The 20,690-nt window shown below is 52.7% G+C and carries 22 protein-coding genes; 7 read left to right on the top strand and 15 right to left on the bottom strand.

Features of this window, described 5'->3' with window-relative positions:
- Positions 1 to 99: 99 nt before the first annotated feature.
- Positions 100 to 1,062, top strand: a complete 963-nt coding sequence (locus tag ACJJIM_RS19755; protein ID WP_444911802.1) for a histidine kinase — start codon at positions 100 to 102, stop codon at positions 1,060 to 1,062.
- Positions 1,063 to 1,177: 115 nt separating this feature from the next.
- Here ACJJIM_RS19755 and ACJJIM_RS19760 read toward each other — a convergent pair whose 3' ends face one another.
- Entirely contained in the window at positions 1,178 to 1,672 is a 495-nt protein-coding gene (locus tag ACJJIM_RS19760; protein ID WP_413663807.1) for a TIGR02444 family protein, read from the bottom strand.
- A 108-nt stretch (positions 1,673 to 1,780) separates the two neighbouring features.
- Here ACJJIM_RS19760 and ACJJIM_RS19765 point away from each other — a divergent pair, with 108 nt between their 5' ends.
- Complete coding sequence (locus tag ACJJIM_RS19765; protein ID WP_444911803.1) at positions 1,781 to 3,700, top strand: ATP-binding cassette domain-containing protein; 1,920 nt, start codon at positions 1,781 to 1,783, stop codon at positions 3,698 to 3,700.
- An 86-nt stretch (positions 3,701 to 3,786) separates the two neighbouring features.
- Here ACJJIM_RS19765 and ACJJIM_RS19770 read toward each other — a convergent pair whose 3' ends face one another.
- A complete protein-coding gene (locus ACJJIM_RS19770) occupies positions 3,787 to 4,725 on the bottom strand; it encodes an outer membrane beta-barrel protein (protein ID WP_282930654.1) in 939 nt (312 codons plus the stop codon).
- 203 nt (positions 4,726 to 4,928) lie between these two features.
- On the opposite strand from ACJJIM_RS19770, the gene ACJJIM_RS19775 reads away from it, so the two are divergent.
- Entirely contained in the window at positions 4,929 to 5,939 is a 1,011-nt protein-coding gene (locus tag ACJJIM_RS19775) for a hypothetical protein (RefSeq protein WP_444911804.1), read from the top strand.
- Positions 5,940 to 6,012: 73 nt separating this feature from the next.
- Here the strand turns inward: ACJJIM_RS19775 and trmB are convergent, their stop codons facing one another.
- The 6 genes from trmB to ftsY all read right to left on the bottom strand — a co-directional run bounded on the left by trmB (position 6,013) and on the right by ftsY (position 11,116).
- Positions 6,013 to 6,798 (bottom strand): tRNA (guanosine(46)-N7)-methyltransferase TrmB, encoded by a 786-nt coding sequence (gene trmB / locus ACJJIM_RS19780; RefSeq protein ID WP_444906859.1) that lies wholly within the window; start codon positions 6,796 to 6,798, stop codon positions 6,013 to 6,015.
- Positions 6,799 to 6,882: 84 nt separating this feature from the next.
- Entirely contained in the window at positions 6,883 to 7,260 is a 378-nt protein-coding gene (locus ACJJIM_RS19785; RefSeq protein WP_444911805.1) for a DUF423 domain-containing protein, read from the bottom strand.
- A 108-nt stretch (positions 7,261 to 7,368) separates the two neighbouring features.
- Positions 7,369 to 8,223, bottom strand: a complete 855-nt coding sequence (gene rpoH / locus ACJJIM_RS19790) for an RNA polymerase sigma factor RpoH (protein ID WP_282930650.1) — start codon at positions 8,221 to 8,223, stop codon at positions 7,369 to 7,371.
- 222 nt (positions 8,224 to 8,445) lie between these two features.
- Positions 8,446 to 9,462 (bottom strand): permease-like cell division protein FtsX, encoded by a 1,017-nt coding sequence (gene ftsX, locus ACJJIM_RS19795; RefSeq protein ID WP_444911806.1) that lies wholly within the window; start codon positions 9,460 to 9,462, stop codon positions 8,446 to 8,448.
- A complete protein-coding gene (gene ftsE, locus ACJJIM_RS19800) occupies positions 9,443 to 10,129 on the bottom strand; it encodes a cell division ATP-binding protein FtsE (protein ID WP_282930649.1) in 687 nt (228 codons plus the stop codon). The genes ftsX and ftsE overlap by 20 nt, the downstream gene beginning before the upstream one ends.
- Before the next feature lie 36 nt (positions 10,130 to 10,165).
- Positions 10,166 to 11,116: a signal recognition particle-docking protein FtsY gene (gene ftsY / locus ACJJIM_RS19805; protein WP_282934620.1), complete on the bottom strand. Its 951-nt coding sequence runs from the start codon at positions 11,114 to 11,116 to the stop codon at positions 10,166 to 10,168.
- Positions 11,117 to 11,642: 526 nt separating this feature from the next.
- On the opposite strand from ftsY, the gene rsmD reads away from it, so the two are divergent.
- The 3 genes from rsmD (at position 11,643) to ggt (ending at position 14,582) form a co-directional block, all read left to right on the top strand.
- Positions 11,643 to 12,233: a 16S rRNA (guanine(966)-N(2))-methyltransferase RsmD gene (rsmD, locus tag ACJJIM_RS19810; protein WP_444911807.1), complete on the top strand. Its 591-nt coding sequence runs from the start codon at positions 11,643 to 11,645 to the stop codon at positions 12,231 to 12,233.
- Positions 12,234 to 12,318: 85 nt separating this feature from the next.
- Positions 12,319 to 12,795, top strand: a complete 477-nt coding sequence (coaD, locus tag ACJJIM_RS19815; RefSeq protein WP_282930647.1) for a pantetheine-phosphate adenylyltransferase — start codon at positions 12,319 to 12,321, stop codon at positions 12,793 to 12,795.
- 62 nt (positions 12,796 to 12,857) lie between these two features.
- Entirely contained in the window at positions 12,858 to 14,582 is a 1,725-nt protein-coding gene (gene ggt / locus ACJJIM_RS19820; protein WP_444911808.1) for a gamma-glutamyltransferase, read from the top strand.
- A 46-nt stretch (positions 14,583 to 14,628) separates the two neighbouring features.
- Here ggt and ACJJIM_RS19825 read toward each other — a convergent pair whose 3' ends face one another.
- From ACJJIM_RS19825 to radC, 7 genes are all read right to left on the bottom strand, one after another.
- A complete protein-coding gene (locus tag ACJJIM_RS19825) occupies positions 14,629 to 16,221 on the bottom strand; it encodes an amidohydrolase (protein WP_413663815.1) in 1,593 nt (530 codons plus the stop codon).
- Positions 16,222 to 16,305: 84 nt separating this feature from the next.
- A complete protein-coding gene (locus tag ACJJIM_RS19830; RefSeq protein ID WP_444911809.1) occupies positions 16,306 to 16,854 on the bottom strand; it encodes a disulfide bond formation protein B in 549 nt (182 codons plus the stop codon).
- A gap of 11 nt (positions 16,855 to 16,865) precedes the next feature.
- Positions 16,866 to 17,018: a DUF5993 family protein gene (locus tag ACJJIM_RS19835; RefSeq protein ID WP_282934619.1), complete on the bottom strand. Its 153-nt coding sequence runs from the start codon at positions 17,016 to 17,018 to the stop codon at positions 16,866 to 16,868.
- 71 nt (positions 17,019 to 17,089) lie between these two features.
- Positions 17,090 to 17,905: a bifunctional DNA-formamidopyrimidine glycosylase/DNA-(apurinic or apyrimidinic site) lyase gene (gene mutM / locus ACJJIM_RS19840; RefSeq protein ID WP_444911810.1), complete on the bottom strand. Its 816-nt coding sequence runs from the start codon at positions 17,903 to 17,905 to the stop codon at positions 17,090 to 17,092.
- A 97-nt stretch (positions 17,906 to 18,002) separates the two neighbouring features.
- Complete coding sequence (gene rpmG / locus ACJJIM_RS19845; RefSeq protein ID WP_020413983.1) at positions 18,003 to 18,158, bottom strand: 50S ribosomal protein L33; 156 nt, start codon at positions 18,156 to 18,158, stop codon at positions 18,003 to 18,005.
- Positions 18,159 to 18,194: 36 nt separating this feature from the next.
- Positions 18,195 to 18,431 carry a 50S ribosomal protein L28 gene (rpmB, locus tag ACJJIM_RS19850; RefSeq protein WP_020413982.1) on the bottom strand — a complete coding sequence of 79 codons (237 nt, stop codon included), beginning with the start codon at positions 18,429 to 18,431 and terminating at the stop codon, positions 18,195 to 18,197.
- A 215-nt stretch (positions 18,432 to 18,646) separates the two neighbouring features.
- Positions 18,647 to 19,321, bottom strand: a complete 675-nt coding sequence (radC, locus tag ACJJIM_RS19855) for a RadC family protein (protein WP_413663818.1) — start codon at positions 19,319 to 19,321, stop codon at positions 18,647 to 18,649.
- A gap of 148 nt (positions 19,322 to 19,469) precedes the next feature.
- Between radC and coaBC the strand changes: the two genes are divergently transcribed.
- Positions 19,470 to 20,675, top strand: a complete 1,206-nt coding sequence (gene coaBC / locus ACJJIM_RS19860) for a bifunctional phosphopantothenoylcysteine decarboxylase/phosphopantothenate--cysteine ligase CoaBC (RefSeq protein WP_413665903.1) — start codon at positions 19,470 to 19,472, stop codon at positions 20,673 to 20,675.
- Positions 20,676 to 20,690 lie beyond the last annotated feature (15 nt).

Consider the following 20,690-nt stretch of genomic DNA (forward strand, 5'->3'; position numbering starts at 1 on the left):
GTGTTCAGATCCCCGATTTAAATATGTCTATTACATATAGATCTGATCCGTACACTGTCCGGATGTTCCAATTGATAATAAACGTCAGGACATTTACTCATGGCTGCCAAACAAAGAGCTGTCAATTCAGTCGCAGAACTGGAAGCACAAATTTCCAAGCTAACCGTCAAGCTGGACAAAGCCCGCAACAAGAAAGTTACCGATGCCGGCAAAAGTGTTTTAAAAGCCGGAAAAGCACTGACTTCCGCAAAAGAAAAATTAGCTAAAGCGAAAACCAAACTAGTAGACGCTAGAACTGCAGCCAAGACACGAAAGACAGCTGCCACTCAAAAGCGTGTAGAAACCGCCAAGGCCAATGTAGAAAAGCATAACGAAGTACTCCAGCAAGCAAAGGCATCACACGCCGAAGCAAAGGGTACTGAGTCCCAGGCAAAAGCCGAGCTGAAAGCTGCCGAAGCTGTACGTAAGGCCGGTGTAAAAGCAGAAAAACTGCTAAACAAATCCAAGCCAAAAGCCCGTAAAGCTACCACCTCAAAAAAAGTAGCCGCTCCTAAAGCAACCGCAGCAAAGAGCCGCACTAAAGCAAGCACTACCAGCACCACCAAAACAGCAAAAAAAACAGTGGCAAAAAAAGCCACAGAAAAGAAAACTAGTGCCAAGAAAGCGCCGGCAAAAACCGCCGCCGCCACTAAAGCTGTAAAGAAAACTCCCGCAAAGAAAGCCTCCACTGCTGCGAAAAAAGCACCAGCCAAGAAAGCTTCTACTGCCGAGAAAAAAACTCCAGCGAAGAAAGCTCCAGCTAAAACTACTGCTGCCAAAAAACCAGCGGCGAGCAAACCATCTACGGAAGCCAAGCCTGCAACAGTCAAGCCAAGCGCAGAAACTCCGAAGGTGAAGGCTGCCAGCAAGCCAGAAACCGTAGAGAAGCCCAAAGACGATTCAAAAACCATGGCTCCAGCTGAACAGCAGAAACCGATGGATACTCCGCGCCCAGCAGCAACGATTACTCCTAGCACCCCGGCAAACAGCCTGTTTTCTTCGGAGCAACCCAGCGGCGAGTAGTCTCGGGACTCCTCGCAGCCAAATACGCTGCTGCTTAATTGAGCTCTGTACTTTTCACGACTGTATTACCGGCGACCCCAGAAAAGTACAGTGCCCAGAGGGGTGTAACAGTGGCTTAACCCGCTGCCCCCCTGTGAGCCAAGTAGCTTTCGATCAGGCCCGCCCAGCGGGCCTGATCTTTTTGCTGCAAACCATATTGCTGGGATGCTAGCTCCAGTGCAGAACGATCCCCCGGCCAGTCCTCAGCATAAATTTTCCACAGCGCAGCCAACTGTAACTGCTCCAGCTTCAATTCATAGCGTTTACACAGTGCGTAGGCCCGCTGGGTATGGGGGCGCAAACTCCCCAACCAACGACGCAGGTGTCGCACACTGCGAATCATTCGCCTGCGCGGCGCAACGCCTCGATCTGCGACTCTCCATCCCTCTTCACTGATTTCCTTGCCACAAACGGCTGTATAGCTCGCCCACAGCAGAAGACACACGTCAGCGCCATTTCTGTCTTGGCAGTCGAGTAGGAACTTCTCAACATCCTGGTAGGCATAAAAGTCCAAGCTGAACTGCCAGAGGGGGTTTTCCTTGGGGGAAGATGGAGGTGAAGTATTTGTCACGTTAAAATCCCGACCCTTTGCTGATCGGCATAGTGCCCCAGTCTCTGTGGAGTCCGGGCCTGTTCAATAGCCTAGCATTCATCGGCCTATTCATATGAGGTTTTTCCAGTGATCAATTTACAAGGGGTTTCTCTGCACCGAGGTGAGCGCGACTTGCTTGACAGCGCAGATTGCAGAATCTTCCCCGGCCACAAAGTGGGAATTATCGGCGCCAACGGCTGTGGCAAGTCAACTCTGTTCAAACTGCTGCTTGGACAACTGGAAACCGATGCAGGGCAGGTAGACCTCCCCAGCACCTGGCGTATCTCCCATATGGCTCAAGAGGTAGTAGCTAGTGAGCAGTCAGCACTGGATTACGTTTTAGACGGCGATAGCGAGTTGCGACTATTGCAAAAGCAACTGGCAGAGGCCGAAACAAGCGACGATACCGACGGTCACAAACTGGCAGAACTGCACGAACGCATGGCCAGTATTGATGGCTACAGTGGCCCTGCGCGCGCCGCGCAACTCCTCGACGGGCTCGGCTTTTCCCACGAAGAGCAACAGCGCCCCGTTCGCAGCTTCTCAGGTGGCTGGCGTATTCGCCTCAATTTGGGCCGCGCCCTGATGTGCCCCGCAGATCTTATGCTGTTGGACGAGCCCACCAACCACTTGGATCTGGATGCCACCCTTTGGCTGGAACAGTGGCTGCAACGCTTCCCCGGTACCTTGCTGATTATTTCCCACGACCGCGACTTTCTCGATGCAGTGGTCGACGGCATTGTCAGTTTTGAACAGCAAAAACTGGTCTTGTACAGCGGCAATTACAGTGCCTTCGAGCGCGCTCGCGCTGAGCGCCTGGCCCAGCAGCAAATACAGTTTGAAAAACAGCAGGCCGAACGCGCACATATGGAAGACTTTGTGCGGCGCTTTCGCGCCAAGGCGAGCAAGGCCAAGCAGGCACAAAGCCGCCTGAAAGCCCTGGACCGGATGGCTCTGATTGCCCCGGCCCATGTGGATTCCCCTTTTCATTTCACCTTGCCATCTTCCGAGAAAACCTCTAATCCGTTAATCGACCTGCGCGAGGCGGATATCGGCTATGCCGAAAAAATAGTGGTGAAGAACGTTCAGCTGGGCATTCAACCGGGACGCCGTATCGGCCTGCTCGGCCCCAATGGTGCGGGCAAGTCTTCTCTAATCAAAACCCTGGCTGGCACACTCGCCCCCCTCAGCGGCGAGCGCCAATGTGGCGAACACTTGGCCATCGGCTACTTCGCCCAGCATCAGCTGGAAGCACTGGATAGCAACGGTTCCCCATTGCTGCACCTGCAAAGGCTGAGCCCCGATGCCTCGGAGCAATCGCTGCGGGATTTTCTCGGCGGCTACGGTTTTATCGGCGATCGGGTTTTCGAAACGGTAGGGGGCTTTTCCGGCGGTGAAAAAGCCCGTTTAGCCCTGGCACTACTGGCCTGGCAAAAACCTAACCTGTTGCTTCTCGATGAACCGACAAACCACCTTGATTTGGAAATGCGCCACGCCCTGACCCTGGCGCTGGCGGAGTTTCCCGGTGCCGTCATATTGGTTTCCCACGATCGTCATCTACTGGCCAATACTGCCGACGAATTTATTCTGGTGGCCAATGGCCGCGCCGAACCCTATAGCGGCGACCTTGATGACTACAAACAGTGGCTGCTCGGCTTTAACCGGGAAAAGAAACGCAAAGAGGAGAGCCCCTCCACTGTTACTGGCACAGAGGAAAAAGCCCCTGAGGATAAGAAGGCCCAAAGGCGCGCCGCCGCCGCTCTACGCGAACAACTGAAGCCCCTGACCAACAAACTCAAGAATATTGAGCGACAGATGGCTACGGCAGAAAAGGCATTGGCCGCAGTACAGGAAAAACTTGCCGATGAAGCGCTATATAGCGGCGGCCAGCAGGAAGAAATAGCTCGACTTAATAAAGAGCAGTCGGAGCAGCAGGAATTAATGGAAGAACTGGAAATGGAATGGCTGGAAATTTCTGAGAAGCTCGAAGAAATTCGCAGCGAGTAATTTTATAGAAAATCATTTTAAACAATATCTTCAGCGGGCTTCAGAACTTTTCTGCCGCCCGCTGAAGAAATCGATTTTAGTTGCCCTTAACGAATACAACCGTATTCATCCACTGCAATACCAATCGGTGTATTTGGGCATTGATCGATATAGCTGGGTACACCATCAAAATCTGTATCCAGCGGGCAGCCATCTAATTGCACATCGATTCCCACTGGGGTCTGCGGACATTGATCAGTGGCATCAATAACACCATCGGCATCTTCGTCATACCAAAAATCCGGATATTCAAGCCATTGATAGCCGACCGCCAAGCTGGCAAAACCATCGACACCACCTTCTTCGACCCCCTGGAAAAGCCGTATATCTGCGCGGGCCTGCCAACGGGGCCCCAGGTGATATTTAATTCCCATTCCCACATTCACCATATTTTGCCGGTCATGCCAGTCACAATGGTAAGGCGGGTAGGGATAATGGTGGCCGTCTGGCCGATCCTCAGGGACATAGAATTTCTTACGACAATCCCAAGGATAGGGATAGTATGGGTCGTAGGGATGATCCGGATCATAGACATACTTTGGGTCATCTGGATGCCAGTGTTTTTTACGGTAACGCCGGTCGTAATTAATACGCATTTCACCCAGGCCAAACGCGACATAGGGCTGCCAACAAAAATTACCGCAGAACTGCCCTCCAAATTGATATAGGAGATCTATGCGGTAGTTATACACATCTACTTTCTCGGGCGTATCCGCAACACTCACGACGAAATAGTCGACAACCCCTTCCATCGCCCAATGATTTGTCATGTTAAAGCCAAAACCGGCACCGACACCTGAGGTATCTCGCATTTCAAAACCGCGAAATGGCGTGCCTTGTAGGCGGTCACCATCAAACCAATGCTTACCCCCATTAACATAGAGGTTTAAAGTTCCAACAAAATCAGCACGGACTTCAGAAACTGTAAAGAGTAAGATAAACGGCAGGCTATAGAGAAATGAAAGCAGAGGGTCACGCCTTCTCATTAGAAACACCAAGATTCCTTCCTTGATCAACCCCCCAAATTATTATTAACATCAATATCTATTAATAAAAATAATTCGGTTTTGTTTTCGCGATGCTTCCTGAATCCGGTTCTTATTGGAAATAAAATTCGATAATCACAGCACCACTAGAAGCATAGACGGCTAGTGGCGAAAAACAGTAATAAAGACAGGAGAGTTAACCCTTGCTGGCACCCAATATCGATAACTATGTTAGGAACTTGGTTCACCCACAAAACATACAAACCACCTGCTATGTCCCCAAAAGTATCCGTGAGTACGCACAGGATTTCCAAAATAATTCCAATAGCAACAGTAAGTGGTATCACAAGCGCAGTAGAGATGGACTAACCCGGATCGACCAATTAGTAAGCCAGGCAGTACAAATTCAAACAAATGATTATGGAAGGATTACCCGTGTCGCCAAAGTACTAGTAGAAACCCTATATACCTGGCTTACTGGATTTGATCCCTCTACACCCACCAAGCTACTCGATAGCGATGGAATAACACGCCGTAAAGATGCCGTTTTAGCTTTACTCGGTGGAGCTTACTGCTGGTATCGACAGGCCAGTGAAGCTTTCAGCTCTGAGAGGAGAGCAATATCCAACATCGAGGCCCACTTGGACGTCCCTTTCTCACTATTTAATTACCGATTTAGCCGCAGTGGTTTTAACCTGCACACAGTGACAACACTGTTATACCGTGGCGATACCCGCCCACCACAGAAGCTGTGGCAAGCCGGGGGATTCTTTCCCTGGATGAATCAAAATGGCCGCTTTGATCCGCACCTGGGTACCGGAGCATCTAACCAAGTCATCTCAACCACTACCAATGCAAATATTGTTGCGCGCTTTGCCTGGCACAACAAAACTTATTGCCCAAAAAGGTATTATTTTGTGCATGGAACAAATGAGGGTGACTTAGCCACTACCGGTTTTATCTATGAGCTCGATAAAAGAAACCACCAATGCGTAGAGGTTTCCACTGTCACCCAGGGACGTGAAGTTGCCTTTATGGCTATTCCCAACCAATTTATTCGCCGCTTTCGCATGCGTTATTTTGCGGGCACCCAAAATAATATTGAACTGTCGGACTGGATGCCCTATGACAGTAACACCATCCGCAACCTGAATGTTGTCGAAGACAAGCGCCGATGGGAAGCGGCCAAGAAAAACTGGAATGAGTTTTTCTAACAATAGAGGTGGGCTGTTGCATACCACTGGTGCCATGTTAGCACCGGTGGCAAACATCGATCGTCAGTGCGAATTATTCGCCTTTGGACTCTTCAACAGTTGACGCATCTAGGTCAGTGGTAGTTAGCGGCAGCGCTTCACCAGGTAACCTGCGGTATACCAGATCCCAAACACCGTGCCCCAGCCTCTGCCCTCGACGCTCAAACTTGGTCTCTGGGCGCCATTCTGGCCGGGCAACATAATCACCCTCACCGGCGGTATTTTCTAGCAGGTTTTCACCCTGCAATACTTCCAGCATATGCTCGGCATAATTCTCCCAATCTGTCGCCATATGCATAAGGCCGCCGGTTTTTAACTTGCTGCAAATCAGGCGAACAAATTCCGGCTGCACTATCCGGCGCTTGTGGTGCTTCTTCTTGTGCCAGGGGTCAGGGAAGTACAGCTGGAAACGATCCAGGCTCCCATCGGCAATACAATCGTTTAGGACATCGACCGCATCGGCCATGTAAACACGCAGGTTTTTGATACCTGCCTTGCCGGCATTATTGATCAACCGGCCAACCCCCGGCGGGTGTACTTCAATACCAATAAAATCCTTATCTGGCTCGGCTTCAGCCATGGCCAACAGGGAATCCCCCATACCGAAACCGATCTCTAACGCCAGTGGCGCCTCGCGGCCAAAGACCTGTTGGCGATCCAGAGGTCCATCAAATAGGGAGAGTCCATACTGCCCCCAATAATTGTCAAAGGCATTGCGCTGCCCCTCTGTCATTCGCCCCGCGCGAATCACATAGCTGCGGATAGATTTCTTCTTAAATTCTGTGCGGTAGGGAAAATCTTCCGCAGATTCGTCTTGCATTGTTCGCGACCTCTTATGCGAAACGGTTTATATCTTGATGTTTTGTTCGGGCTCGGTATCTGAGTGTAAGCCCTGAAAAGCTGGCTACTTAGAGAAATTAAATGCGGCAAAAAACAGGACTACCCAACCGGCAATCATCATCAGCCCACCGAGAGGGGTGATTGGACCTAACCATCGGGGGCCTCCCAGTACCAGGGCATAGAGACTGCCGGAGAAGAAGATAATACCGAAAGTAAAAAGAGCACCGCTCAGGGTCAGCGATAAACGGTTTCCCCAGTTTTGCATGAGTAGTACCACACCAAACAGCGCCAGGGCGTGGATCATCTGGTACTGGACTCCGGTTTTATAGGCCTCTAGCAGGTTCTCTGCCACTTTACCGCGCAGGCCGTGAGCCCCAAACGCCCCCAGAGCCACACCACTGGCGCCAAAGAGTGCGCACAGCAGCAGATAGAGTTTGGCCATTACCTTCCCTTTTTGTTTTACCCAGTGGTGACAGGTATGCCTGTAACAGGCGGGACAAAAAAAACCGCGCTACTGCGCGGTTTTCTACCCGTGTACCAGAACGCCGATTTAGGCTTCCATAGCAGCACGCACTTTCTTCATGGCATTTTTTTCCAGCTGGCGAATTCGCTCAGCGGAAACACCATACTTATCAGCCAACTCATGCAATGTGGATTTCTCCTCACTGAGCCAGCGGGCCTGAATAATATCGCGGCTGCGATCATCCAGTTGTGCCATGGCACTGGCGAGGCTGGTCAAGTTGGTTTCCTGCCAGTTATCCCGCTCAAGCTGGGCGGCCGGATCAAAACTGCGGTCTTCCAGATAGTGAGCCGGAGCCTGCCAGGCGGTATCGTCATCGTCATCGACACCCGCATCAAAAGCCGCATCGTGTGCAGCCAGGCGGCCTTCCATTTCATGGACCTGGGTGACATCCACATTCAGGTCTTTGGCGACGGCCTTAGCTTCTGCATTGGTCAACCAAGCGAGTTTTTTCTTCTGACCGCGCAGGTTGAAGAATAATTTGCGCTGCGCCTTGGTGGTGGCAATTTTGACAATACGCCAGTTACGCAGAATAAATTCGTGGATTTCAGCTTTAATCCAATGTACCGCAAAGGATACCAGGCGCACTCCCTTTTCGGGATTGAAGCGTTTGACGGCCTTCATCAAACCGACATTACCTTCCTGAATCAGGTCGGCTTCATTGAGCCCGTAGCCGGAATAAGATTTGGCGATATGCACTACAAAGCGCAGGTGTGACATGACCAGCTGGCGTGCAGCATCGAGATTTTCGCGGTAATAGAGGTCTTCTGCCAGGTGCTTTTCCTGTTCAGCGGTCAGTACGTCAAAACCACTGACGGTCTGGATATAAGCTCCCAGGTTGGCGCCCGGAGACAGCGTATGCACTGGCTGTAGGCTGGTTCCCATTCAGGTCTCTCCTGTCATTATTAGTCGGCCGATCTTACCGGCCGCTGCCGGCGGATACTGTATCCGGCGACAAGCTGGACTCAGTGTAGCACTTGCACGGGCAGATAAGAAAGCCCGCCAACAACTACCGTATTCTGTTGTATTTCGCGGAATTAGAGGGGCTTTTTACGCCTCAGGTTCCCTTTGCCAGAACACTTTACCCTTCTTGATCAGACTGAACGGTCAGCGGGGTTCTATCTTGCGAGTGTGTCGCGCTACCGCAAGCCAAGCCCCTAATAGGCCCAGCGAGGAGGCCCCCAAAGTTAATTGAAAGAAGTAGCTGGCGCCCGGCCCTCTCAGCTCGAAGCTGCTGCCATAACTTGATGACAGACTCTCAACTGGCCCAGACAACATAGCCACACCACCTGCAAGCAACAGCCACGCCAACAGCCCGCCAAATAGTCCATAACAAATGCCACTGTAAAGGAACGGCCGCCGCACAAACGCGTTAGTGCCGCCGACGAGCTTTACTACCAGGATCTCCTCCCGGCGACTTTCGATATGCAGTCGTATGGTATTGATCACCACCAATACCACTCCCAGTGCCAATAACAGGGCTAGACCTGCGGAGAGACGCTGTCCCAGTTCGGTGATCTGGGCGAGGCGCTGGACCCAGGCGAGATCCAAGACCACTGAATCCGTCAGTGCCTGGGCTCTCAGGTTCTCCACCAAAGCCTGAAGTTTATCGCCGTCCTTCGCATCCCTTGGCCGCAGCAACAGCACTGCCGGCAGGGGGTTGGCATCCAGGCCAACCAATACATCCCCAAGCCCCGAGGCCTGTTCAAACTCTGCCAGTGCATCTTCCGGGGAGACATAAGTTACCTCCGCGATAGCGGGGTCACTGCGCAATTTGTCGGCCAGGGAATTAACCGCAGCCTGTCTCGCATCTTTGTGTAGAAAAACAGAAATTTGTGGCTGCCCATCCCAACCGGCCACCGCGCGCTGGAAATTCAACAATCCCAATTGCAATGCCGCCGGCAGGGCCAGGGCAATAGCAATCACCAGCGCCGTCATTGCACTGGCCATGGGTGCGCTAAAAAATCGATTGACAGAGTCGGCAGCCATCTCACGGTGATGCCCCAACCAGCTATTCCATCGATCGCCCAGCCCTGTTTGCGCAACAACAGCACCGGTGCTGCGCACGCGTTTGTCGGCGGCAGGGTTGGCCTGCCGTTGCGCTTTAGCTTGGGTGTACTTCACGGCTCGGAACTCCGTCGTATATCAGTTGGCCAGCCTGTAGGGTCAATACCCGTCGGCGCATCCTTGCAATCAGTTCCAAGTCGTGGCTCGCCACCAGCACCGTAACTCCCACTGCGTTAAAGTCGGCGAATAACTGCATGATTTCCTGCGAGAGTGTTGGGTCCAGGTTGCCGGTGGGCTCATCGGCAACCAATATCGCGGGTTTGTTAACGACTGCGCGGGCAATCCCTACCCGCTGCTGCTCACCACCAGACAACATAATGGGGTTTTGTTTTTCCTTGTGCAGCAAGCCGACCTTATCCAGAGCTGCGCGAACCCGACGCCCCACCTCGCGCTTATTGCAACCAGCAACAGACAGGGGCAGGGCAATATTGTCAAAAACGCTGCGGTCGAATAGCAGCTGGTGATTCTGGAAGACAATACCCAGGTTGCGGCGGTAGTAGGGGATCTGGCCATTGCGCAGGCGGTTGAGATTCTGTCCGGCGACAAGAATACTGCCCTTAGTAGGGCGCTCAATCGCGGTCAGGAGTCTCAGTAAAGTACTTTTACCCGCACCGGAGTGACCGGTGAGAAACACCATATCGCCACGGGGGATTTCCAGGCTGACTCGCACCAGGGCATCCTGCCCCGATGCGTAACGCTTGTTCACATTATCGAAAGTGATCACGGCTTCTGTTGTTCTTGTTATTTCCTAGGCGAACTATCAGGCCTTATCGCGGCCAAACAGGGCGGATACGAACTCGCGAGCGCGGAATGGCTGTAGATCTTCCGCCTGCTCACCCACACCGATAAAACGCACCGGGATGCCGAAACGACGAGCCAGGGCAAAGATAACGCCGCCTTTGGCAGTACCATCCAATTTGGTCAGCACCAAGCCAGTAACGCCGGCCGCCTCACGGAACTGAGAGGCCTGGTTAATCGCATTTTGGCCAGTGCCAGCATCCAGAACCAACAGCACCTCGTGGGGCGCGCTGGGGTCCAGTTTGCCCATCACCCGGCGCACCTTGGACAACTCCTCCATCAAGTTGGATTTGGTGTGCAGGCGCCCGGCGGTATCGGCAATTACCACATCGACGCCGCGCGCCTGGGCAGACTGAACCGCATCGAAAATAACTGACGCACTATCGGCACCGGTATGCTGCGCTACAACCGGTACATCGTGGCGCTGCCCCCAAACCTGCAGCTGCTCAACTGCTGCGGCACGGAATGTATCACCGGCAGCCAACATCACCGACTTACCTTCACCGAGAAAGCGGTGGGCCAGCTTGCCGATTGTTGTGGTTTTACCCACACCGTTTACGCCCACTACCAGGATGACGTAAGGCTTTTTGCTGATATCGATTTCCAGAGGAGCATCAACACTATCGAGTAAGTCCGCCAGCTCCTGCTGCAATGCCTTGTAAAGTGCATCGCCATCGGCCAGTTCCCTACGGGATACCCGTTCGGTCAGGCGCTCGACGATCTCGCTGGTAGCCTCAACTCCCACATCTGCCATTAAAAGCTGTGTTTCAAGCTCTTCCAGCAGATCTTCATCGATCTCCTTGGCCCCTAGGAACAGGTTTCCCATCCCCTCGACAAACTGGTTGCTGGTGCGGCTGAGGCCGCGACGAATACGCGCAAAGAAGCCCTCTTTCTTTTTGGCTTCCGGTTTCAGCTGCTCTTTGGCTCTGGGTTTTGGAGCTGGCTCAGGTTGAATCGGGGCTGGCTTCTCGGCCTCTTCTTTTATTACAGGCTCTGCTGCAACCACCTGGGAGGCTTCGACAACGGCCTCCGGCTCGCCCGCCGCATCAGTATGCTGCGCCCAGCCGGCACTTTCCTCTTGGGGGACAGAAGCTGGGGCAGTGGGTTTATCGATAGGGGCCTTTGCCTCCTCCAGAGCGGAAGTTTCTCCCTGAGCAGGCGACTTTTCCTCTATGTCTGAGGGCATTTTGTCCAGCGCCGAGGGCTCTTTATCTAGAGCTGAAGGCTCTTTCTCTAGCGCTGAAGGCTCTGGGCTCTGCGCCGATGATTCCTCTTCAGACGCAGCAGTGACCTCCGCCTGGGATTGCTGGGGCTCACTTTGTTCGGGCTTGCGCTTCTTCTTTTTGCGCAGGAAGTCAAAAATCATTCGTATGTCCGGATGTACCGCTTGCAGAAAGACGCTAATCTTAGCATCGCTAAGCCCCCAGTAGAGAGTTACCTTGGCCAGAAGTTCATCCCGAAAGCAAAGCCCGCAAAACCTTTCACAGTTACGCATCATTGGCGGACAGTGGCGCGGGCGAAAATTACAGTTTGCCCCAGTGGAGGGCTTGAGACCTACCGGCGACCGACTGCGGGAGGTTCTGTTTAACTGGCTGCAGTTCTACCTGCCCGACGCCCGCTGCCTGGACCTCTTTGCCGGTTCAGGTGCCCTGGGTCTGGAGGCGCTATCCCGAGGCGCTGGCTCGGTAGATTTTGTCGAGCTGAATACTCGCGCTGCGCGAACCCTGGCGGAACAGTTAAAACAGTTAAACGCCCGGGAAGCCAAAGTCCATAACTGTAGTGCAGAAGAGTTCCTCGGAAGTAATGGAAGTAAATACGACCTCGTATTTATCGATCCCCCTTTTGCTGACAATCTTTGGCAGGCAACTCTAGGCGCCCTGTCCGGCCATCTTTCGCAGGATGCATTAATCTATGTGGAAACACCGCGAGACACAGCGGTTGCATCAATACCTGGCTGGGAACAGGAAAAAGAAAAACGTGCGGGACAGGTGTGTATGCGCTTGTTTCGCCGCGCTGGCCCGTCAGGTTAGGAAAGAATAAAAGATTCGGTTTTGACCTTAGCCGTAAATTGTTTACCATTCGCATCCCATTCGGCCCGCATTTAAGCCCTGGCGTATGAAAAAAGTCGTCTATCCCGGAACCTTCGATCCCATCACCAATGGTCACTTGGACTTGGTGGAGCGCGCATGCCGCTTATTTGACCACGTTATCGTGGCTGTGGCTGCCAGCAATCGCAAAAACCCCCTGTTCACCTTAGAGGAGCGGGTAGAACTTTCACAAAAAGTTCTCGGTCACCTGCCCAATGTCGAAGTCATTGGGTTCGATATCCTGCTCGCCGACCTGGTGCGCCAGGTCGATGCTTATGGCGTACTGCGCGGTCTGCGCGCGGTGTCCGACTTTGAATACGAGTTCCAGCTGGCCAATATGAACCGCCAGTTAGCGCCCAATATGGAAAGCCTGTTCCTGACACCGGCAGAACATTTGTCCTACATTTCATCCTCTTTAGTGCGTGAAATTGCCTCCCTGGGCGGCGATGTCACCAAGTTTGTTCCGGCTGCTGTACAAAGCGCGCTGGAAGAGAAATTTCGTTAAGCCGGAATCTGGCTATTTCTGATACACTCGAGCGGATTTATCCACAATCCGCGGAGTGTTACGTGCGCAACCTTCTCGCCGCCTTTGCACTGGTTCTGAGTCCCGCTTTCGCTTTTGCCGATGAACCACAACCGGAGTTTGATACCGGTCGCACAGCCGTTAAGTCCTCAACGGCCAACTTCTATATGGCTGTCACTGCCAACCCCCATGCCAGCCGGGCTGCCGAGCAGATTCTCGCCCGGGGCGGCAGTGCTGTGGATGCCGCCATTGCCGCTCAGATGGTATTGGGGTTGGTAGAACCACAATCCTCCGGGATTGGTGGCGGGGCATTTATGCTTAGCTATGACGCTGCGGCAAAGAAGCTCAAGTACTACGACGGACGCGAGACAGCCCCCTCTCAGGTAGACGAAAATTACTTTATCCGCGACAACAAGCCGCGTTCATTTTTTGAGTCTGTAATCGGCGGCTACTCGGTCGGCGTTCCCGGTGTTGTGCGAATGCTGGAAATGGCTCACGAGCGCGATGGCAAGTTACCCTGGGAGCAGTTATTTCAGCCGGCCATACACCTGGCCAAATCCGGCTTTCAGATATCACCGCGCCTTCACCAGCTGTTACTGCGCATGCCGAAGGTGGCTGCTCGACCGGAAATTGCCAGCTACTTCTTCAACAGTGATGGCAAGCCCCTGCCGGTGGGTCACAACTTGAAAAATCCAGCTTACGCGGAAACTCTGGAGGCAATTGCCCAGGGCGGTGCGGATGCCTTCTATCACGGCGACATTGCCAAGGCTATCGTCAAAGCTGTGCGCTATGACAGTGCCAACCCTGGGCTCCTGAGCCTCGAAGATATGGTTAGCTACCGGGCCAAGGAGCGCCAGCCCCTGTGTTCGGAGTTTCTCGAATATCGTGTGTGCGGTGCGGATGCCCCGTCGTCCGGAGGTACCACAGTAGGCGGCATTCTGGGCATGCTGCAACAATTCCCACTGGAGCGCTTCGAGCCTGGCAGTGATCTGCTCACCCACTTATTTATCGAAGCTTCGGAACTGGCATTTGCCGATCGCAACACCTACTCCGGTGATTCCGACTTTGTCCAAGTACCCAGTAAATCACTGGTATCCAGGGATTATTTGGCTCGCCGCGCGCAGTTAATCGACCCGGACTCCGCCACAGCTGCGACTCCCGGTACCCCAGCCGAACTCGGGGTGAAGCGGGTGATGGCCCAGTCGCCAGAGTTGCCCAACACCAGTCATTTAGTGATTGTCGACCGCTACGGTAATGGTGTCAGTATGACGACCAGTATTGAAACCGGCTTCGGGTCGCGCCTGATGGTGAAGGGCTTCCTGCTCAACAACCAGCTCACCGATTTTTCCTTCACTCCAAAAAACAGTAGTGGGGAGCGAGTGGCCAACCGCATTCAAGCGCGCAAGAGACCACGCTCTTCCATGTCCCCCACCATCGTTTTCAACAAAGATGGCAGTATGCGCCTTCTGGTGGGTTCCCCCGGCGGCTCACGAATTATTGACTACACTGCGCGCACTATTCTCTACCATCTGGGCTTGAATATGCCGATTGCCGAAGCGATTTCTGCGGGAAATATCGGCGCTATCGGTAAGAGGGTCGAATTGGAGCCCGGCTTTTTCAGCCCCGATACTATCGAGAAACTCGAAGCCCGTGGGCACGAGGTTGTCGAAAGGGGCCTCAACAGTGGTATCCATGCCATCGCTTTGCAAAATAACAAGCTGTACGGGGGAGCCGACCCCCGCCGCGAGGGCAGCGCCCAAGGGCGTTAACATTGATCAACCGAGGGGCGCACTGCCCCTCGGTTTCTTCCTCTCCTTAGCGCCTGCGGTCATAGACTTTCTGACCTTTGTAATAAGTCTGTATCACCCGGACACTACCAATATCTCGCTGCGGAATTAAAAACAGGTTTTTGTCCAAAACAATAAAGTCCGCCCACTTTCCCACCTCCAAACTACCAGTATCCTGCTCCAGGTGATTCGTAACAGCACCGGTAAAAGTGAACATTTCAATCATTGTCTCCAATGATATCTGGTTACTGACTCCAGCATGGATGTTCTGGATTGGTGACACCTCTCGCCCGGCAACATATCCCGAGTCCATAACCACGGCTATATGACGAGGCTCTGTATTAGATTTTCGACTTTCAGTTAAGTAACTTTTATCATCTGGAGAAACTTTTGAGCGCGCTGCTACTGACAGCAATAAAATCGGTTTTTCCTTATCAGCTGACAATACACCCCCAGCATTATCCGAACTAATATTAAGCAGGGTGTTACGCAATCCCAACTCCCTGCCACCATCCAGGGATATCTGTATGAGCTTTTGTAGAGCTGCCAACTCTTTATTACTCTTAGCATCCAGGTAAAACTGGAAATTATGTGAATTAGCACGAGTAATTATCTCGGAAATAAGTTCACTCGATAGGCCTGAATCACGTTGATCACCTAAACCTACCTTGTCAGCTTTCAAGCTGACCGAATTGATCTTGAAATCATCACCGGAATATTTTTCTGCAACCTTCTGCAATTCTCTAAGTTTCTTACCAGTGACATCCATCGCTATTTCAAAGGATGCTCGGATACGCAAACTCAATTTCTCTGACGATAGTGGGCGATCGAAGGCGCTGAGATACTTATTTAAATCATTGAGCGGCATTACAGCCTGAAAAAAAGTAGTTACGCCTCTCTGGGCCGCAATATTCTTAATCTCTGAAAAACTTCGAGTTGGTTTTTCACCCTCATTATTTACGGGTATCAGACGGGAAAAAACCTCCACCGCTTCACGACCATGAAAAATACCGATGGGAAGACCATCTTCATCTTTTTCGATTCTACCGCCCTCAGAAAAATTAGACTCCATATCAATCCCAGCTGCGGCAATACCTTCAGAGTTAGTCCATACACTGGCGCCATCTTCTGAGAAAAGAATAATGGGGATCAAATCATTTATTTGATCCAGTATTGCTTTATGTGGTCTGTGTGGTGCAAAAATGACATGACGCCAGCCGCTGCCAACGACAAGCTGCTTCTCGGGGTTGGCCTGAATAAATTTACGAACGCTATTCTCATACCCCTCTACAGTTTTATATGTGGATAAATCCAAACTGTCACTGATACCAACATCAGGTATTTGCTGAATAAAACCGGGCAATACCATTTTTCCACTGAGATCAGTGACCTTTGTTCCCTCTCCTACAAGGGCTTCTGCCCCCCGATCTGTACCCACATAAACAATGCGCCCATCGCGGATAGCCATTGCCGAGGCAACACTGCGGGCCGGGTCGACGGTATAGATATACGCATTCCTTAAAACGTGCTGGGCGGTTTCAACACTGGTGGCCGGCGAGGGGGATTCAGCTCGTTCACAAGCAATTAACAATAGTGAAATGAGCAGGCAGGCCAGACGCATAGGGACTCCTCACAGTTTTCCGCAATTCCCCGGGACTCGGGTCTTATCAGGAAAAGTGTAGAAAGCTCGGACACATTTGTGTGCCTAACCTCGAGACCACAACCAGTGATACCCAAATGACCCACTGGTGCAGGGACCCAGACCGCACTCGAGGAGAACCGCGACTAAATTGGCCAACACGACAGTGAAGAACGAGATGGCAATGCACTTTTCAATCAAAGTAAACTCTCTCGTGGCAAAACTTCGCCGCTTAAAGCCAAACATTAATGCAACGCCACAGTAGATCAGTAAGACAAAGAAAATCAGCGCAGACCAAGTGTATAAATGTAAGCCAAATACTGGGCTGCCAAACCCTGGATCGCCAGGGGTGATATGCAGCAATACCTGCCTGACAGCAGCAGCCAGACCGGCCAGACACGAAAGAATAACAACGCCGTAATGCTCTGCACGAATACTAAAGCGCAGGTTCAACATCAATCCCATGCCAATCATGGCAAAGGCAACACGTTGTAAGAGACAGAGAGGGCAGGGGTGTTGGTGAGATACCAACTCCATGATCAAGGCAATCCATAGGATTATGCTTACCGCTAACAGCCCCAAGCTATCCAGCCTTCTGACCATAAACACCATCATGGGCACGGTCCCTAGAAAGACAGCGACAGTGCTCGCGTCATATGATATCCACACCACATAATGAAGATCAGCAAGGTCAACAACCACCAGCCCATTGCAGAGCGGCGACGACCATTCCAAACGGCCCAAATCGACAGGGTGACCGTAAGAAAAGGCAATATCATGACCACTAAGCAGCTCCTTATCGGCAATACGATGATATTAGTATTGCCTAAAGCTGCCAGAAGGATGCGATTTAACGTTGGCAGCTAGAGCAGAAAAAGGTATTTCTCTGGCCCAAAACCATATCTTTGACTGCTCGGCCGCAAGAGGGACAGGACTCACCCGCACGGCCATAAACATTTAGCTGTTGGGCGAAATAGCCAGGTTTTCCATCGCCGCCAATAAAGTCCCGCAAGGTAGTCCCACCTTGGGCGATTGCCTGACTGAGAACCTGCTTTATGGACTCAGCCAAGCGCTGGTATCGGGCTTTGGAAATAGAACCGGCCTGTCGATCTGGGCGAATGCCCGCCAGGAAAAGAGATTCACTGGCGTAAATATTACCCACCCCCACAACGATACGGCCATCCATGACGAAGGTTTTGACAGACTGCTTACGCTTGCGCGAAGTCTCGAACAGATAGTCACCACTAAATTCTTCCGAGAGAGGCTCTGGGCCCAAATGGCTGAGTAAGTCGTGGGCCAGTGGGTCCGCCACTGTCCACAGTAGGGCACCAAAACGGCGCGGGTCGCGGTAACGCAGTGTGAGACCACTATCCAGGCGCCAGTCGATATGATCATGCTTTTCCGGTGCCTGTGCAGCCTCGACCATTCGCAGGCTGCCAGACATCCCCAGGTGCCAGATAGCGCAGCCTTTATCGGTGTGCACCAGCAGGTACTTGGCGCGGCGCTCCAGCTTCAGTATCCGGGCATTGCGGACACGGCGCTCAAAGTCTGCTTCCACGGGCCAGCGCAACTGGTGCTGGCGCACTTTTGCGGAGCGAATTTTATGCCCCTCCAGGTGAGGTTGCAGGCCTCTGAGAGTGGTTTCTACTTCTGGGAGCTCTGGCATCTTCTGGAGTTACCCTGTGTAAACTGGCTGCTCAATTTCCAATACGCACAAAAAAGCCCGGTTAGAACCGGGCTTTTTGTACAGTAGCGGTAGGCAATTATTTAATTTTGCCTTCCTTGTACATTACATGCTTGCGTACAACGGGATCGTACTTTTTGATCTCCATTTTCTCAGGCATGTTGCGCTTGTTTTTGGTAGTGGTGTAGAAATGGCCAGTACCGGCGCTGGAATTCAGACGAATCTTCTCACGCATTGCTCTATCTCCAATCTATTAGCTGGGCTACAGCCGTTACACTTTTTCGCCGCGGGCGCGCAGCTCAGTCAGCACAGCGTCGATACCTTTCTTATCGATAACGCGCATGCCTTTCGCGGAAACACGCAGCTTCACAAAACGCTTCTCGGATTCAACCCAGAAACGGTGGCTGTGCAGGTTCGGCACAAAGCGACGCTTGGTGCGGTTCTTAGCGTGGGATACATTGTTTCCGGTGACCGGACGCTTACCGGTTACCTGACATACCTTGGACATCTGTTGGCCTCTTCAAAACGCTTGTGCCCGCATGGCGCCAATCCTGAAGAGGAAAAGGTAGTGCGGGAACATAAAAATCGGGATTCTAATCCGGTTCCTGGATGGCGGCGGAACCTGTGCAGAATCTGGCCCGGCCGCAAAGAGCGGCGTTTTATACCAAAAGAGCCCGTAGGGAGCAAGTTTTGTACAACATTTCAACGCCGGGAACGACACCTTTACATCAATCCCTGCTCTGCAAAGGATAGCGCCTTGCCCTCACCGACGATCAAATGGTCCAGAACCTTGATATCCACCAGCTCTAGTGCCTGGGTCAAACGCTCGGTAATCCAGATATCTGCCTGGCTGGGCTCACTGACACCAGACGGGTGGTTGTGCGCCAAAATAACCGCCGCAGCTCCCTTCAACAGCGCTTGCTGTACTACTTCGCGCGGGTAGACATTCGCTGCATTCAGAGTCCCCTCGAACAGCTCCTCAAAAGCGATCACCCGGTGTTGATTATCCAGGTAGAGGCAGCAGAACACTTCCCTGCGCCGGTGCCTGAGCTGGATTGCCAGGTAATCCCTGACCGCCCCGGGACTGCACAGTGCGCTGCCGTGCTGTATCGTCTCCGCCAAGTGCCGCTTGGCCATTTCCAGCGCCGCTTGCAACTGTGCAAACTTGGCGTCGCCGAGCCCTCGCGCGCGGCAAAAGTCATCTCGCTCGGCCTCTAATAGAGGGCGCAAGCCACCAAAATCATTGAGAAGTCTCCTGGCCAGATCCACTGCTGAGAGGCCGGGTAGCCCCACGCGCAGAAAAATTGCCAACAACTCTGCATCCGACAGGGCTTCAGCCCCTCTCTCCAACAGCTTTTCCCGAGGCCTCTCACCTGCCGGCCAGTCCTTTATTTTCATTTGTAGCCCAGTTAGTCAGTGTCTTATCTATCGCACATCTACTGAACACCTCTTCCACACTGCACCTTTGTAGCACTACTGCAGTCTTATAAGAAACGACACAGAAATGCTAATCTTACCGGCTCGCACCAAATCGGAAACAGCATTTATGTCCTCTCTGGCCGACAAACGCATACTTTTAGGTATCAGCGGTGGAATTGCCGCCTATAAGAGTGCCGACCTGGTTCGCCGGCTCAAAGAGCGCGGTGCCGATGTCCGAGTGGTAATGAGCGCCGGAGCACAGGAGTTTGTACAGCCACTGACCTTTCAGGCGCTATCCGCTAACCCGGTGCATACAGACTTGTTGGATCCCTCGGCAGAAGCCGCTATGGGTCATATCGAACTGGCGAAATGGGCTGATCTTATCCTGATTGCTCCAGCCAGTGCCCAGGTAATGGCAAAGTTGGCTGCCGGTATGGCTGATGACCTCTTAACCACCCTTTGTTTGGCCAGCGAAGCCCCCCTGGCCCTGGCACCAGCCATGAACCAAGCCATGTGGCGCCACGCAGCTACCTCAGCCAATGCTCAGACCCTAAAGGAGCGCGGAGTCATATTCTGGGGCCCAGGCGCGGGTAGCCAGGCCTGTGGCGACGTGGGCCCCGGCCGTATGCTGGAACCAGAAAACCTGGCGGAACACACTGAATCCCTGTTTCACACAAGCCACTCACTGCAGGGCCGCAAAGTAGTAATCACTGCCGGCCCTACCAGGGAAGCCATTGACCCAGTGAGATTCCTCAGCAACCACAGCTCTGGAAAAATGGGCTTCGCCCTGGCTGCGGCGGCGCAGAGTGCCGGTGCCGAAGTGACGTTGATTGCCGGCCCCGTAAATTTGGATACGCCGCCAAAGGTCAATCGTATCGATGTTATCAGCGCCCAGGATATGTATGAGGCCGCCAAAAGTGCCGCCGATCACTGCGATATCTTTATCAGTGCAGCAGCCGTTGCTGATTTCCGGCCGGCCCAAGTCGCTGAGCAGAAAATCAAAAAGAAAGACGGGCAAGATGATGATGCAATTGCCCTCATCAAAAATCCCGATATTGTTGCAGCCATAGCCACGCGTACTGAGCTACGGCCTTTCACTATCGGGTTCGCCGCAGAGACAGAACAGGTTCTCGCCCACGCCCAGAGCAAGCTGCAGCGGAAAAACCTCGATATGATCATTGCCAACGATGTGAGCCAATCGGATTCGGGATTTAACAGCGATCACAACGCTGTCACTGTGATAGATGCGGATGGTCAGAGCCGACTGGCTCCCGCATTAAAGACCGACCTAGCCCGACAGCTCATTGAACTCATCGCCTCCAAGGCTCAGTGACAACATTTACGCTCA

The sequence above is a fragment of the Microbulbifer maximicatervae (SeqCode) genome, from assembly GCF_052467615.1.

What these genes read in the sequence shown, in the direction of transcription:
- rpmG (WP_020413983.1), bottom strand. Translation starts at nt 18,158, where the DNA reads ATGCGTGAGAAGATTCGTCTGAATTCCAGCGCCGGTACTGGCCATTTC.
- rpmB (WP_020413982.1), bottom strand. Translation starts at nt 18,431, where the DNA reads ATGTCCAAGGTATGTCAGGTAACCGGTAAGCGTCCGGTCACCGGAAAC.
- rpoH (WP_282930650.1), bottom strand. Translation starts at nt 8,223, where the DNA reads ATGGGAACCAGCCTACAGCCAGTGCATACGCTGTCTCCGGGCGCCAAC.
- coaBC (WP_413665903.1), top strand. Translation starts at nt 19,470, where the DNA reads ATGTCCTCTCTGGCCGACAAACGCATACTTTTAGGTATCAGCGGTGGA.
- mutM (WP_444911810.1), bottom strand. Translation starts at nt 17,905, where the DNA reads ATGCCAGAGCTCCCAGAAGTAGAAACCACTCTCAGAGGCCTGCAACCT.
- ACJJIM_RS19835 (WP_282934619.1), bottom strand. Translation starts at nt 17,018, where the DNA reads ATGATATTGCCTTTTCTTACGGTCACCCTGTCGATTTGGGCCGTTTGG.
- radC (WP_413663818.1), bottom strand. Translation starts at nt 19,321, where the DNA reads ATGAAAATAAAGGACTGGCCGGCAGGTGAGAGGCCTCGGGAAAAGCTG.
- ACJJIM_RS19770 (WP_282930654.1), bottom strand. Translation starts at nt 4,725, where the DNA reads ATGAGAAGGCGTGACCCTCTGCTTTCATTTCTCTATAGCCTGCCGTTT.
- coaD (WP_282930647.1), top strand. Translation starts at nt 12,319, where the DNA reads ATGAAAAAAGTCGTCTATCCCGGAACCTTCGATCCCATCACCAATGGT.
- ACJJIM_RS19825 (WP_413663815.1), bottom strand. Translation starts at nt 16,221, where the DNA reads ATGCGTCTGGCCTGCCTGCTCATTTCACTATTGTTAATTGCTTGTGAA.
- ACJJIM_RS19785 (WP_444911805.1), bottom strand. Translation starts at nt 7,260, where the DNA reads ATGGCCAAACTCTATCTGCTGCTGTGCGCACTCTTTGGCGCCAGTGGT.
- ACJJIM_RS19830 (WP_444911809.1), bottom strand. Translation starts at nt 16,854, where the DNA reads ATGATGGTGTTTATGGTCAGAAGGCTGGATAGCTTGGGGCTGTTAGCG.
- trmB (WP_444906859.1), bottom strand. Translation starts at nt 6,798, where the DNA reads ATGCAAGACGAATCTGCGGAAGATTTTCCCTACCGCACAGAATTTAAG.
- ACJJIM_RS19755 (WP_444911802.1), top strand. Translation starts at nt 100, where the DNA reads ATGGCTGCCAAACAAAGAGCTGTCAATTCAGTCGCAGAACTGGAAGCA.